Genomic DNA, 14232 nt, shown 5'->3' on the forward strand with positions numbered 1-14232 from the left:
TTAAACCTACGAAAGAAATGAAAAAATTTAATAGCTATATTTCTGCTGTTGCTTTAGCGGGTTTATTTACATTTGGTTGTAACCCGCTGCAATTGGATCAGATTGATGATCCAAACAATCCATCTGTGGGAAGTGTAACAAATAATGCCACGCGTTCCCAAATTCAGTTTGTCCTTACCGGGCTTGAATCCAGGCATAGAGGATATGTTACAAATATTTCCCAAGCTTGGAATACCTTTGGCCGAGAAATTTGGTATCTCAACGGATCTGATCCGAGGTTTCAAACAGACTGGCTTGGCCAAGCCGGAAGGGTGCCAGATCGGGTTTATTTTGGATTTGGAGCAACAGGAGGTGGGTCATATGCCACACCCTACCAAGCTGTCCTCCAAGCCGAAGTTTTAATCAACGCTGCGGCAAATACTACTTCTATTTCTGCACAAGAGAGAGATGCCATCACGGGTTTTGCAAAGATGATTCAGGGGTATCAATTTATGATTCCAGCCAATTTTGTCTATGATAATGGAGTCAGGATTGACGTATCCGATGTACTTAACCCCGGTTCCTATGTGCCTTATGACCAGGCGATGGACCATGTACGGTCCTTGCTGATAGAGGCCGATCAAAGTTTAACCGCTGCAGGCACAGGAACTTTCCCTATGACACTTACACCGGGATTTGCCCAATTCAATACCATACCTGCCTTACGCCAGGTAAACAATGCCATCTTAGCTAGGGCAAATACCTATAGAAAAGACTGGCAAGGTGTATTGACTGCACTGGAAGCATCCTTTATGGATCTAGAAGGCAATCTGGATCTGGGTCCCGCACACCCATACAATGGACCACCAGATCAGTTTAACCCACTATTTTATGTATTAGATGCAGCTGTAAACACGATAATAGTCGTACATCCATCAGTATTAGCGGATACCATTCCTGGTGATCTTAGGGTTCGGAACAAGTTTTTTGAACGTGAAGCACCGGTGACTATTACTACGGACGCCGCGGGAGCCCTTATAGGAACACACCAAGACAACCGTTGGACAACCAATACAACTCCTATCACATTCATCAAAAATGAAGAGTTGATCCTCCTAAAAGCAGAGGCACATGCTAATTTAAACCAAACCAGCGAGGCGGTGGATGCCATAAACATCATCCGCAACGCAGCAGAAATTGGCAATTACACCGGTGCTACAACGCAGGAGGCTTTAATTGACGAAATCCTTTTCCAACGCAGGTATTCGCTTTGGGCTGAACCTTGGGGACACCGATGGATAGATGCCAGGAGATACGATAGGATGGATGAAATCCCTACATCGTTTGATCAGGGTGCCATATTCCGCCAATTCCCCCACCCACAGGCCGAGGTAAGCTGGGATCAATATGTTTCAGATTAATTATACTTTGAATTATGTTAAAAAGAGATGTCATTTGGCATCTCTTTTTTTTTTGAAATTTTCAAGCCAAGTACCAGCCTGCATGTTAAGTATTGAGGCCTAAAATCAAGATTTTTGGGCTTCTTTGACGTTCAACCAGCGAGTTTATGAAAAGGCAAAACCATAATCAAAAACCCATCTTCCTCAAATTCATCTTCTTGGGTCGCAGTGACCAAAATAGCTGTCCTTTTATCGAAGAATCTCATCGCCTCCCAAAGCCCTCCCAACTCTCGTTGGAGATTATCAGCGTTTATTTCATAGCAAACCTGCACCAATTCTACCAAACCCCTCCTATCAAAGATCACAAAATCACATTCCTGCTTTTCCGAAAAATAATAGATCTCCTGATACCTCCTTCGGTAATGGAGAAAAACCATGTTTTCAAACCTTCTTCCATGATCCTCAGAAAAAGATCTGGAATTGGCTGAAACCAACCCCGTGTCTATTGAATATACTTTTTTGTGATTAATGAGCTGCTTTCGTTGTGAATAGCTAAACTTAGGAACAAAAAAGAAAAGCCAGCTGTCCTCCAAATAGGAAAAATATTCCATCACAGTACTGGTTGCTTTGATCTCTAAAACTTTCCGAAGATTGTTTCCGGAAACCAGTTTCGATACATTCGACATCAAATAAACCGAAAGACTCTTCAAAGATTTAATATCACGCACTCCGTATCGCACTGCTATATCCCTTAAAAGTAGATCATCAAACAGCTGATGAAGAAGCTCCAAACGTCCTGTTTTTATAAACTCAGGAAAACCACCTACTTCGAAATACTTTAGCGTACTTTCTTTAATTCTTGACAGCTTCAAATACTCACAAAACTGATCAAAAGAGAATGGAAACAATTCTTTAGTAATATGTCTGCCTGTTAGTTTGGTGCCCAATTCTCTACTGAGTAGAGATGCATTTGATCCCGTGATTACAATCTCATAACTTTGCTGGTCTAGTTTCTGACGAACATACAGCTCCCACCTTCCACTACCTGTATCTCATCAAAAAACAAGACTTTTACCTTACTCTCGGTTATCAGTTTATCGATTTTTTGAAAATCCGGTAAAGCAAAACCATAAAGCCTCGGGTCTTCAAAATTTAAATAAAAAGCCTTCGGATACTGATTTTCAAGTAACTGTACTAAAAGTGTACTTTTACCGCAGCGCCGTATCCCCGATATTATTAAAGCAAAGCTCTCAGCTAACGAATAATCCTTTATTTCTTCCCTTTTCAGTTCAAAGGACCTTTTTTGAATATCATTCTTTTGGCTTTGTGCTACTTGTTTTAGTAATTCCCAGGATATCATCAGATTAATTTTCCTCAAATATAAAATATTATCGCCTACAAACCAATATTATTGTTTATTGAAAAACATTATTATAGTTTACTAAACAATAAAAAATGCTTCCTTCATCCTGCATGTTGGAAGTAGGAACTCACCATGAAGAGAAGGAAAATAGATAATGGCTTGGAAATCGTAATACAACCGAGGTAAATAAAATTTTAAATTTGGGAAAAGCTGTTCTGGACTACTTTATTACCATAAATAAATAGGCTAGGGTAAATTCCAGCTGGGTAAAGTTCAAATCAAAAATACGGTCTTGGGATTCGGGACGGCCAAATTCATAGGAAAATCGCGCCTCGGCCTGCACTGTATGCCTGCCAAAAAGTTTGGACAAACCGACACCACCAGTCAAGCCATACATGATACGGTTTGGGTCATCACCGGGCTGCCCATAGGTAGGAATAACCAAGTCCCCCTCCATAGGCCTTGATATCTCCCGAGCGCGAAGCAAATAACCAACGTGTGGGCCTAACTTGATATGAAACCTGCCGGAATTACCTAAATAAAAATTTGACAGGATTGGAACTTTAAAATAGTCAAACCGTGCTTCATTCCCGATATTGATGGTATCGGTAGCGGCATAGCCGGTTGTAAGCATTTGAAATTCGATCTGCGCACCGGCATTCTTATCAAAAAACTGCTCAATGACAAAAGAATAAGTTGGAGCGTTAAATCCAGTCAACGAACGGGGAAAAGAACCCAATGTAATACGATAACTTGCGCTTGAAGATGTATAGCCTGCCTTAAAACCAATGCTGGTCTGCGCCTGCACTCCTAAAGCGATAAAAATAAAGGCTATCAAGCCTACAACTTTCGTTATTTTCATTCACATATCGGATAAGAAATACTAAAAAGAACAACCGCAAAAAGCGGCTATTCTTTTTCTTTTGTTTCTTCCAAATTATCCCGGTCTCTCAATTTTTTGTCATCGACATTTTTGTTGAGAAACTCATTGATTTTATCAATTGAGTACGAGCTGGATATTTCTCCAAATGAGTTTATGTTCATCTTGAAGCCTTCCAATTCAGGATTAACTCGTGGTGTATCCTCTTTTTTTGATTTCTTAGTCATATTCACCTCCATTTTCTGGAGAGATAAATGTTCTCATCTATCCCTTGATTTCCAATGTATTTAACGCAAAAGTAATCCTTTTGATTAATTCCTGCTTACCCAAAATTTCAAACACCTCCATCAAATCCGGGCCCGCACCTATACCGGTAATAGCCAATCTTACCGCCTGCATGATTTTTCCGAGCTTGACTTCCGCCGTTTCCGCTGCCTGATTGAGCAGTTCCTTGGCCTGAGGGGCGAGCAACTCGCCTTCCAGTTCTTCAAGAATATCCTTAAATACGCTCAATACTTTAACGGAATCTTCGTTCCAGCGTTTGGCTGCAATCTCTTGGTCGAAGCTTTCAGGGGCAATAACCATAAATTGACCCTCTTTCCAGAGATCAGCAGGGAAAGTTGCGCGTTCCTTCATGATGGCAGCAATTTTTTCTGCCTTTTCCATAGGAATCTGTAAACCTTCTGCCTCCATGCCCTCAGTAAGGTATGCTGCCAATTCGGCATCTGATTTTCGTCGAAGGTACTGTTCGTTATACCATTTAGCCTTATTGATATCAAACTTAGTACCGGATTTTCCTATTCGCTCGATTGAAAAAGCCTCTACCAATTCATCCAAGGTAAACAATTCCCGGTGATCGCCAGGATTCCATCCTAAGAAGGCAAGGAAATTCAGAAATGCATCAGGCAAATATCCTCCTTCTTTAAACCCATCAGCAATCTGTCCACTAACTGGATCTTGCCATGAAAGCGGAAACAAAGGGAACCCATGCTTCTCCGCATCCCGCTTAGATAGCTTTCCATTACCGTCAGGCTTAAGTAATAGCGGTAAATGGGCAAATTCGGGCATTGTGTCTTCCCAACCAAAGTAGCGGTACAATAACACATGAAGTGGTGCTGAAGGCAACCACTCTTCCCCCCGAATCACATGGGTGATATTCATTAAATGATCATCCACGATATTGGCCAGATGATACGTGGGCATACCGTCGGATTTCATAAGAACTTTGTCATCTAATGTGCTGGAGTGCACCATAACCCATCCTCTTACTTTATCCTGTAGCCTTACTTCCTCTTTTCGGGGTATCTTCACCCGAATTACATAAGGTTCGCCGGAAGCTAACCTTGCCGCAACTTCATCAGCAGGCAGGGTCAGTGAGTTTTTCATTTGGGTACGCGTAATTGAATTGTATTGGGGGGATACCACCCTCGCAGCGGTCAATCGTTCCCGCATGGCCTCCAACTCCTCTGGGGTATCAAATGCATAATATGCGTGTCCTTTTTCCAACAGGTCTAAGGCATAATCCATATACATGGCTTTACGCTCCGACTGACGGTATGGGCCGCAGTCACCGGGATTCCATGGACTCTCGTCAGGACTGATATTCAACCATTCCAGCGCATCCTTAATGTATTTCTCTGCGCCGGGTACAAAGCGCGTCTGATCTGTATCTTCAATCCGCAGCAGAAATTTCCCTCCGTTCTTTTTTGCAAAAAGGTAATTATATAAGGCAGTTCTAACCCCACCTATATGCAGGGCTCCAGTAGGTGACGGGGCGAATCTTACGCGTACTTCTCTATTCATCTTATTTGGAAATAGTTCTCTTTTTCAACCCGCAAAGATAAAAAATTATAGTCAATGAAGGGTTATACATCCAAACTATTCTGAAGTATCAAACATTCTATTAAGCAGCGGGGTTATTTTTGAGTCAAAGATGAAAGTGGTATCTTCGTCCTGAAGTTTTCCAAAGCTATCAAAACACCTATGGCTACCAACGATGCTTTATCTCCTGAGCTTCTCCGAATTATTAAGATTTTCGGTGCTGTATCTGTTGGCCTGGTGTTGCTGCTTTCTCTTTTTAATGATAGAAAGGCTGATAATACAGGGAGCATGGATGAGTTTTTTGTAACTGACGCAAACAGGATCTACTTCAAAAATCTCCGACAGCATAATTATGATTGGGAAAGACATCATGCTGCCAAGATGGACATCTTTCGATATGAAAAGCGGGTAACCGATACATCAGGGTATACGTTGAATGCTGCTTTGATAATCAATCGGGTAAAAGATGCCGCTTACCTTTATCTAGAGCCTCAAGGGAGATTAAAACACGAAAATCCCCTCGAAATTCGATGGGAAAAATCACCCGGAGATAAGGGGAAAAGTTCATTTTATCAGGGAGATCGGTATTCCCATTATCAATTTGTGGAAGAAATCTTTCCGCTGTTGAATCTTGACGAACCTGTTGCGGTAGAAGCCAAAGTAGGAGATTCTTGGATTCCCATACTTACTTCAACTCAGGAAATAGATGCTTTGAGAATCACCTGCAAGGACTACTATAGACTCATAGGGCGGGAGTGACGAGTAGTTTTTTGCAGTTCTTTATAGCCTTTTAGGTGATAGGTTTCAAAGAAAATTAATCGAAAAAACTTTTATGCGTCAGCAATGAAAATCTTCTGGGTTCAATGAAAAGTAACAAATACCACTAATAATGGGTCTTTATAATGTACTTTCGCAATCAGAAAGGCATATTAATGCGTAAATTTTAATCGGTAATCCCATTGGTAATGGACAACAGTCTTAATATTCCCACCTTCGGCATGCCTCTTCGGGGGCTTTTATTGGTCTCTGGTATCTATACATTCATATGGGGAGCCTTTTTCAAGTGGTTTGGAAACCCGCTACTCAAATGGCTTTCCATGGGGCAGTTCGAAGCTGACTTGCCAACCAATTGGTTTGGATCCTTTGGTATGGTGGTAGGCGTTTGTATTTTTCTAAGCGCATTTTATCCGCTAAGTTGGTTCTATCTGATGCTAGCTGGAGCTGTAGGGAAACTAATTTCGTTGGGGTGGTTTCTTTTTTATTATATAGGCAACTTGGGATGGAATAAAAGAAGCATATTTCACTTAACTTTTAATGAGATACTTTGGATCATCCTTCTAACTGTCATCCTTTCTAGAGCATTTAAGACCAAAAATTACGTCAAAACATTGCCCTCATAAAATAAAAATAGGTGCTGAAAATTCAGCACCTCTCTAATATTTGATTATTTCATATTAATTATTCCCCCTACTTCTACTTGGACTCCTTGTTGGAGCACTTCTTTGAGCTGGCGCGGGAGATGAGTTCCTCTGTGGAGCAACTGTACTCCTTCTCCCTGGCGTAGTAGAGCGCCTGTTCATTTGACTAGGAGCATTTCTTTGTCGGGTATTAGGCTGAACAGTTGATCGGTTGTTAGTTCCCCGCTGATTTTGGGGAGCCGCTGTTGCGGGCCTCCTATTACTCCTAGGTGCAAATAATCGTTTTCTAGGCTGTTCTCTATTTTGTTGTATAATTACATTGTTCCTCGGGTACATTCCAGGATTATAATAATATCCTGAAGGTCCATAGTACATGGGATCATAGTATCCATATCCTCCGCCCTGCATGGCTCGGTTGGACGAGGTACATGAGGCCATAAAAAGGAAGCCAAATGCAATCATTGACATTATCATCCATCTCTTCATCATATCCTCCTTTCGGATTTTAAGAGTATATATGAAAAAACCATGCCAAATTAGGCATGGTTGTAGATAATGCTAGTTCATTAGGATAACAAACGGGTCGGAAAATTTGTGTTATGTGATAATCAACAATATTAGTAAAATGATGATAATCGCACCTGCAGAAATGTAAACGCCATCGCCGACACGTTTGGCTTCTTTATTGATTTCTCGAAGCTCATTTCGGATCTCTTTCTTTTCTGTCTTGGTCATCTCTGCAAAGTTCATTGCTTTGATTTCCATTACACGTTCATTAATTTCTTCAAGTCTTATTTCGTCTTCCAGACTAAGAGGAGATGGCTCTTTTCCATCTTTTGCCATCGCAGCAGGTGAAAATGCGGTAAGCAAGAATACCATTGATAAAAAATATGCTAACTTTTTCATGTGATAAAAGGGTTAAAATTGAAAGATAGATTGACTGATTTACTAAAATTACGTGAAATTTTAGCAAGTCCAAAATTCTACTACCAAGAATCTTACCAAATTTATTCAATTTCTAAAAAAGCATTTCTTAAATGTCTTTATTTAATAATTTGTAATTTAGCCTCTGATTGGACAGATTCAAGAATAACCGTCCAATTTTAATCAACTCCCTCATCATTATGTCTACCAAAGGATCAAAGAAACTTTTTTTATTAGATGCCATGGCCCTTATCTACAGGGCGCATTTTGCTTTTAGCAAAAATCCTAGAATTAACAGCAAAGGACTCAATACAGGCGTAATGCTTGGATTTACCAATACCCTTTTGGAGGTTTTGGAAAAGGAAAAACCCACCCACATAGCTGTAGCTTTTGATACCTACGCCCCTACTTTTCGCCATATCAGGTTTGAAGCTTATAAAGCAAACCGTCAGGAACAGCCGGAAGATATTGCGGTAGCCATTCCCTGGGTAAAGGATATTGTGCAGGCTTTCAATATTCCTGTTTTGGAACTTGACGGATTTGAGGCTGATGATATCATTGGCACAATCGCAAAAAAAGCCGAAAACACCAGTTTTGTTGTCTATATGATGACACCCGATAAAGACTTCGGGCAATTGGTTGAAGATCATATCTACTTGTATAAGCCGGCATTTATGGGAAATGCAGTAGACGTAATGGGGCCAAAAGAAATTTGTGCTAAATGGGATATTGAGCATGTGGATCAGGTGCGGGATATCTTGGGGCTAATGGGGGATGCGGTAGACAATATTCCTGGAATCCCCGGAATAGGAGAGAAAACAGCGGTGAAGCTACTCAAAGCCTACGGCACCATTGAAGAGATGCTCAAAAACACCCATGAACTTAAGGGCAAACAAAAAGAAAATGTAGAGAATTTTGCCGAGCAGGGCTTACTTTCCAAGGAACTCGCAACTATCAGTCAGGAAGTACCAATTGACTTTGTGGAGGAGGAACTACGTTATGATAGCCCAAATGAGGAGAAACTAAAGGCGCTGTTTGCGGAATTGGAGTTCAGAACGTTGACAAAAAGAGTATTTGGTGAGGCTATTAAAAAGCCGCAAATCCGGGTAGATGAGCAGTTGGGGTTATTCACTGGTATGGATCAGCCTGAAACCGCGGAAACTGAGGAGGTCCCTCCCATTCCTGAGGTAGAACAGCATGATTCGATAGCGAGCCGCCTTCATATTTACCACAAAGTGGAAGGCAAGGAGGCCGTGGAAGAGTTGGTCAACTACCTGCTGCAACAAAAAGAGATAAGTATGGACACCGAGACTACCTCTGTCAATGCAAACGAAGCCGAGCTTGTCGGAATCTCTTTCGCCTATATTCCCGGGGAAGCTTATTATTTGCCAGTTCCGGAGAATGAAAGTGCCGCTAGGGAAATTTTGGAATGGTTAAAACCAGTTTTTGATTCAGAAAACATCATCAAGATCGGCCAAAATATTAAATATGATTTGCTGGTGCTTAGAAATTACGGTATTTCCGTCAAGGGAGCACTTTATGACACCATGCTTGCCCATTATCTCATTGAGCCGGAAGGGAAGCATTCCATGGACTGGCTTTCCGAGCAATACCTGAACTATAAGCCTGTGTCTATTGAAAGCCTTATCGGAAAGAAAGGAAAAAATCAAGGCAATATGCGGGATGTAGATGTGGATGAGGTAGTCGAATATGCCTCAGAGGATGCTGACATTACCTTACAATTAAAGCACAAACTGGATCCACAGGTCAAAGAAAACAAAGTGGAAAAGCTTTTTCATGAAGTGGAAAACCCACTGATCCATGTGCTAATGGCCATGGAGTTTGAAGGTGTAAAAATTAATACGGAAGCACTTTCTGAACTTTCAAAGGTTCTCGACGAGGAAAGTAAGGTTATAGAAAAAAGAGTGTATGAACTGGCAGGAGAACCTTTTAACTTAAGTTCGCCAAAACAGTTGGGAGAGATACTATTTGTCAAGCTAAACCTGGACCCGAAAGCTAAAAAGACAAAAACCGGCCAGTTTGCCACCGGTGAAGAAGTACTCAGCAGAATGGCTGGGGAACATGAAATTGCCCAGGCGATCTTGGACTATCGGCAGATGGTAAAATTAAAATCAACCTATGTAGATGCCCTGCCCGAGTTGATCAACCCGAAGACTGGACGAATTCATACGACCTATAACCAATTTGTCGCTGCTACAGGCCGCCTTTCATCAATCAACCCCAACTTACAAAATATACCAATCCGGAGTGCTAGGGGAAGGGAAATACGCAAGGCTTTTGTTCCACGGGACAGTGATCATATTATTATGGCGGCGGATTATTCCCAGATTGAATTGCGGATTATGGCTGCCTTCTCCAAGGATGAATCTATGATCGAAGCTTTCAAAAACGGCAGAGATATTCATGCCACCACGGCCGCAAAAATATTTCAAGTCCCCCTCGAAGAGGTAACTTCTGATATGCGCCGAAAAGCGAAAACAGCCAACTTCGGGATTATATACGGAATATCCGCTTTCGGGCTTTCGCAGCGGTTAAATATACCCCGTGGGGAGGCCAAAGAGATTATTGATGCCTATTTCAAGGAGTTTTCAGCGGTGAAAGCCTATATGGACAGTTGTATCGAAAATGCCAGAAAGCAGGAATACGTAGAAACCGTTTTGGGTAGACGCCGTTACTTGCGGGATATCAACAGCAGGAATGCCACCATGCGTGGCTTTGCCGAGCGAAATGCAATCAATGCACCCATTCAGGGGTCGGCTGCTGATATGATCAAAGTGGCCATGATCGATGTGCATAACTGGATGAAAAAAGAAAACCTCAAATCCAAGATGATCCTTCAGGTACATGATGAATTGGTTTTTGATGCACATAAAGATGAGGTGGAGCTGCTGAAGGCAGAAATTCCAAAGCTTATGTCGGGTGCAGTGGATATCGGTATCCCAATCGAAGTGGAGGTCGGAACAGGAAATGACTGGTTGGAAGCGCATTAATTCTTATCAATTATAATCCGCTTCTTCAGCAAAAAGAGGTCTAATCATCGGCCTCTTTTTGCAATCTATCTTGTATCCCTTGAAAGACGAATCCTTATTCTCTTACATTAAAACTACCGAAATACCCCATGGCTAAAATAAAAACCACCTTCTTCTGCCAAAACTGCGGGTCGCAGAGTCCCAAATGGATTGGCAAGTGCCCAGCATGCGGGGAGTGGAATACCTATGTGGAAGAGGTCGTACAAAAGGAAGAGACCGGAAAAGGATCCTGGAAGACCAACCAATCAGCAACTCAGAAAAAGAGTGCTACCCCAAAGAAGTTAAGCGAAATAAATTTTGAGGAACAACCAAGACTGGTGACAGGAGACACGGAATTGGACAGGGTTTTAGGTTCGGGAATTGTAGCTGGTTCATTAATCCTGATTGGTGGAGAGCCCGGTATTGGTAAATCCACCCTTTTGCTGCAAATTGCACTGCTGCTCAATCAGGTTAAGGTCTTATATGTTTCGGGGGAGGAAAGTGAAAATCAGATTAAAATGCGTGCCGAACGGATGCAGTATTCGTCAGATAACTGCTATGTGTTGGCCGAAACCAATACCCAACAGATTTTTCAGCAAATAGAAAACCTCAAACCGGATTTACTTATCATCGACTCCATTCAAACCCTCCACAGCCAATATGTGGAATCTGCTGCCGGATCGGTCAGTCAGGTACGGGAATGTACGGCTGAGATCATGAAATTTGCCAAGGAAACAGGCACGCCGGTATTCCTAATTGGCCATATTACCAAAGATGGAGCAATTGCGGGTCCAAAGGTTTTGGAGCATATGGTGGATACCGTACTTCAGTTTGAAGGAGACCGGCATTTAAGCTACCGCATTTTGCGGACTTCAAAAAATCGCTTTGGCTCCACCAATGAGCTGGGCATCTATGAAATGCATGCCGAAGGCCTCCGAATGGTCACCAATCCGTCAGAGATATTGATGACACAGCGTGAGGAACAATTGAATGGGGTGGCCATCGGGGCAATGCTGGAAGGAAACCGGCCATTACTTATTGAGATACAATCCTTGGTTAGCCCGGCTACTTATGGTACACCGCAGCGCAGTAGTACAGGCCACGATGCAAAGCGGCTAAATATGCTTTTGGCCGTATTGGAAAAACGGGGAGGTATGCGTTTGGGACAGCAGGATGTCTTTTTGAATATTGCAGGTGGCTTACGGGTGGATGACCCGGGATTGGATTTGGCGGTTTGTGCGTCGTTGATTTCTTCCTTTGAAGACACGCCCATTGATGCCTCTGTCTGTTTTGCGGGAGAGATAGGATTGGGTGGCGAAATCCGGGCAGTCAACCGCATAGAAAACCGGATAGCCGAAGCGGCAAAGTTGGGATTCAAAAAGATTTTGGTTTCGAAATATGCCGTAAAGGGAATTAATGAATCCAAGTTTGATATTGAAATCGTTCCGCTTATTAAGTTGGAGGAGATGTATAGGAAGTTGTTTTCGTAAGTTTTGGGGATGGATTAACTTATGTCTTTCTTAAAAATTTAGAAGCTCCGAGAAGACTGTAATAATGTCACTCTATTCGGTTTGTTAGTTGAACTTGTGTATTTTTTGTGCAAGTTACTTTTCAGTATTAATGTCATTCTTTATTTTCAATAATATTGGCAATAACATTTCTAATTTCTTTAAAATCCTGATTTTCTATATTTAACCAGCGTCGGATAAACTGTTTGTGAATGCTCGAAATTGCATCAGCACTACTTTCTCCTTGGACTTTGTCAGACATGAAAGCGAATTTTAGCTTTGTTTCCTTTATTTTAGTTAGTTCCGACAAAATTATTTTTATTTCCGAAGGATTCAATATCACTCCTTTGACTAAATTTTCTGCAAGTTCATCACTCCAAATTATGTCTTCTGGGGTTCTTTGTGGTAAATAAGAAACATTCTTGCGGTAATAATCCATATAGGATTTCAACAAATCTAATTGCTGTTGCTCATTTCCTCCAATTTGTCCACTATCCACTGAGAACTTGATATCCACTTTTGTTTGCTCCTTAATTTTACCCTTTAGGAAATTAACACTTAGGTCACTGGTTGAAAAATTTTGCCAATCGTAATGGGGAGCCACTGGTTTCTGGTCTCCATCAAAAAAAATAAAGTCCTTAGAATTCTTTTCGCGGCAGTATACCGTAATGAATTCCTTTTTAATAACAGTTTCTCCTCCTGGATTAAACTTCACATTGAAGAGGTTTTTGGTTTCTTTTCCCATTTTTTCAAGAACATTTAACACAATTTCTTGCGCCAGAACATCCTCTACAATTATATTTTTGCGAGTATTAATCGGAAATTCAATGTGATAAAATGCTTCCTCAGGAGTAAGATTTTCCTTTACAAGAAATCTACCGTTTCTCGGATTTTGATAAAATACTTTTATCGCTTCTTTTGGAAGACCTTTTACAATGGAAGGCGAATGGGTTGTAAGGATGACCTGATGCTTTTTTATTTTGATTTGTTCTAACAAAAACAATTGAAGCCTGCCTTGTGCCCCTGGATGAAGAGAAACCTCTGGCTCATCTAGTAAAATTAATGAAAATGGATTGGCGTCCAAAACTTGAAGCACCAACCTTACAATGGCCACTTCCCCGCTACCTGCAAATGCTTCTGAATATTTAGCATGATTCGTATTGAATATTACTGAATACCCTTCAATTCTATAAAATTTATGTTCCAGATATTTACCCGCTATATACTGTTTACCAAGAATAAAAGAAATCCACTTTAATTCTGAATCAGTTAAATTTCTTAGTGCCTGGTTTACCTTTCCAAATCTATTTTTTATAAATGCTACTTTTCCTGACAAAACGTTATGAAGGGACGTCGCTTTTTTTCGTATAAATTCTTGCTTGTTTTTAGATTTTGTATTTTTAATATCTCCGAAATAATAATACTTATCAAATGCACTCAATTCTGACCTAAAGTCAAGGTATATCACTTGTTTTTTTAATGGCGAATCTCGAGTTTTTCTTGCCTTCATGCCTGCCCAAACTAAAGGGCGGCTGGTTTCCCAATAATTCGGATTATCCTCTCGTTTTATTCTTGCTTTTATAACTTCCTTAATGCTTCCTTTTGAATCACGGAAAGAGTACCAAAAGGAATGTCTCCTTTTGGCATCGTCATAGTAGACAATTGGATCTACTTTGGTGTCAAACCAAAATTTATAAGGTGTGTATCTATCTGGTGCCCCAAAAAGAGCATGGAGACAAGAACTTTTACCACATCCATTTTGACCGATGAAAACTGTTAAAGGAAAATCAAAAGAAATTCTAGTATCAATTTCAATATTTCGGTAGTAAGGAAACTGAATGAAATCAATGTATCGTTTGAGTCCTCCTGCTTTTTTAATAGAATTAATGACTTTTATCACTTCCATAAAT

The 14232-nt window shown here is 41.0% G+C and carries 12 protein-coding genes and 1 pseudogene; 5 read left to right on the plus strand and 8 right to left on the minus strand.

The annotated features are described in order from the left end of the window. Window positions 1-17: 17 nt before the first annotated feature. The gene (locus FQ608_RS02600; protein ID WP_158856226.1) at window positions 18-1400 is read left to right on the plus strand and encodes a RagB/SusD family nutrient uptake outer membrane protein; all 1383 of its coding nucleotides are present in this window, start codon (window positions 18-20) and stop codon (window positions 1398-1400) included. A 131-nt stretch (window positions 1401-1531) separates the two neighbouring features. Here the strand turns inward: FQ608_RS02600 and FQ608_RS02605 are convergent, their stop codons facing one another. The 5 genes and pseudogenes from FQ608_RS02605 to gltX form a co-directional block, all read right to left on the minus strand. Continuing rightward, window positions 1532-2119 (minus strand): ATP-binding protein, encoded by a 588-nt coding sequence (locus tag FQ608_RS02605; protein WP_394351620.1) that lies wholly within the window; start codon window positions 2117-2119, stop codon window positions 1532-1534. A 198-nt stretch (window positions 2120-2317) separates the two neighbouring features. Beyond that, a pseudogene (locus tag FQ608_RS27365) lies at window positions 2318-2739 on the minus strand (ATP-binding protein); the annotation flags it as partial. 223 nt (window positions 2740-2962) lie between these two features. Next, window positions 2963-3604 carry a porin family protein gene (locus tag FQ608_RS02610; protein ID WP_158856227.1) on the minus strand — a complete coding sequence of 214 codons (642 nt, stop codon included), beginning with the start codon at window positions 3602-3604 and terminating at the stop codon, window positions 2963-2965. 47 nt (window positions 3605-3651) lie between these two features. After that, a complete protein-coding gene (locus FQ608_RS02615; protein WP_158856228.1) occupies window positions 3652-3849 on the minus strand; it encodes a hypothetical protein in 198 nt (65 codons plus the stop codon). Window positions 3850-3886: 37 nt separating this feature from the next. Continuing rightward, window positions 3887-5425, minus strand: a complete 1539-nt coding sequence (gene gltX / locus FQ608_RS02620; protein WP_158856229.1) for a glutamate--tRNA ligase — start codon at window positions 5423-5425, stop codon at window positions 3887-3889. A 180-nt stretch (window positions 5426-5605) separates the two neighbouring features. Here gltX and FQ608_RS02625 point away from each other — a divergent pair, with 180 nt between their 5' ends. Together FQ608_RS02625 and FQ608_RS02630 are read left to right on the plus strand one after the other, a co-directional pair. Next, on the plus strand, window positions 5606-6202 hold the full coding sequence (locus tag FQ608_RS02625) for a hypothetical protein (protein WP_158856230.1): 597 nt from the start codon (window positions 5606-5608) through the stop codon (window positions 6200-6202). A gap of 206 nt (window positions 6203-6408) precedes the next feature. After that, complete coding sequence (locus tag FQ608_RS02630; protein WP_158856231.1) at window positions 6409-6843, plus strand: hypothetical protein; 435 nt, start codon at window positions 6409-6411, stop codon at window positions 6841-6843. A gap of 54 nt (window positions 6844-6897) precedes the next feature. Here the strand turns inward: FQ608_RS02630 and FQ608_RS02635 are convergent, their stop codons facing one another. Both FQ608_RS02635 and FQ608_RS02640 read right to left on the minus strand, forming a co-directional pair. Further along, window positions 6898-7350, minus strand: a complete 453-nt coding sequence (locus tag FQ608_RS02635; protein WP_158856232.1) for a hypothetical protein — start codon at window positions 7348-7350, stop codon at window positions 6898-6900. A gap of 108 nt (window positions 7351-7458) precedes the next feature. Then, window positions 7459-7767 carry a hypothetical protein gene (locus tag FQ608_RS02640; RefSeq protein WP_158856233.1) on the minus strand — a complete coding sequence of 103 codons (309 nt, stop codon included), beginning with the start codon at window positions 7765-7767 and terminating at the stop codon, window positions 7459-7461. A 218-nt stretch (window positions 7768-7985) separates the two neighbouring features. On the opposite strand from FQ608_RS02640, the gene polA reads away from it, so the two are divergent. Beyond that, complete coding sequence (gene polA, locus FQ608_RS02645) at window positions 7986-10796, plus strand: DNA polymerase I (RefSeq protein WP_158856234.1); 2811 nt, start codon at window positions 7986-7988, stop codon at window positions 10794-10796. 128 nt (window positions 10797-10924) lie between these two features. Continuing rightward, window positions 10925-12304 carry a DNA repair protein RadA gene (gene radA, locus FQ608_RS02650; RefSeq protein WP_158856235.1) on the plus strand — a complete coding sequence of 460 codons (1380 nt, stop codon included), beginning with the start codon at window positions 10925-10927 and terminating at the stop codon, window positions 12302-12304. A 133-nt stretch (window positions 12305-12437) separates the two neighbouring features. Here radA and FQ608_RS02655 read toward each other — a convergent pair whose 3' ends face one another. Beyond that, complete coding sequence (locus tag FQ608_RS02655; RefSeq protein WP_158856236.1) at window positions 12438-14228, minus strand: ATP-dependent nuclease; 1791 nt, start codon at window positions 14226-14228, stop codon at window positions 12438-12440. Window positions 14229-14232 lie beyond the last annotated feature (4 nt).

Origin of the sequence: Lunatibacter salilacus, assembly GCF_009797935.1 — a bacterium.
GTDB lineage: Bacteria > Bacteroidota > Bacteroidia > Cytophagales > Cyclobacteriaceae > Lunatibacter > Lunatibacter salilacus.

Coding starts and splice junctions, on each gene's coding strand:
- FQ608_RS02630 (WP_158856231.1), top strand. CDS start 6,409: ATGGACAACAGTCTTAATATTCCCACCTTCGGCATGCCTCTTCGGGGG.
- FQ608_RS02640 (WP_158856233.1), bottom strand. CDS start 7,767: ATGAAAAAGTTAGCATATTTTTTATCAATGGTATTCTTGCTTACCGCA.
- FQ608_RS02625 (WP_158856230.1), top strand. CDS start 5,606: ATGGCTACCAACGATGCTTTATCTCCTGAGCTTCTCCGAATTATTAAG.
- FQ608_RS02600 (WP_158856226.1), top strand. CDS start 18: ATGAAAAAATTTAATAGCTATATTTCTGCTGTTGCTTTAGCGGGTTTA.
- gltX (WP_158856229.1), bottom strand. CDS start 5,425: ATGAATAGAGAAGTACGCGTAAGATTCGCCCCGTCACCTACTGGAGCC.
- FQ608_RS02635 (WP_158856232.1), bottom strand. CDS start 7,350: ATGATGAAGAGATGGATGATAATGTCAATGATTGCATTTGGCTTCCTT.
- FQ608_RS02615 (WP_158856228.1), bottom strand. CDS start 3,849: ATGACTAAGAAATCAAAAAAAGAGGATACACCACGAGTTAATCCTGAA.
- FQ608_RS02655 (WP_158856236.1), bottom strand. CDS start 14,228: ATGGAAGTGATAAAAGTCATTAATTCTATTAAAAAAGCAGGAGGACTC.
- polA (WP_158856234.1), top strand. CDS start 7,986: ATGTCTACCAAAGGATCAAAGAAACTTTTTTTATTAGATGCCATGGCC.
- FQ608_RS02610 (WP_158856227.1), bottom strand. CDS start 3,604: ATGAAAATAACGAAAGTTGTAGGCTTGATAGCCTTTATTTTTATCGCT.
- radA (WP_158856235.1), top strand. CDS start 10,925: ATGGCTAAAATAAAAACCACCTTCTTCTGCCAAAACTGCGGGTCGCAG.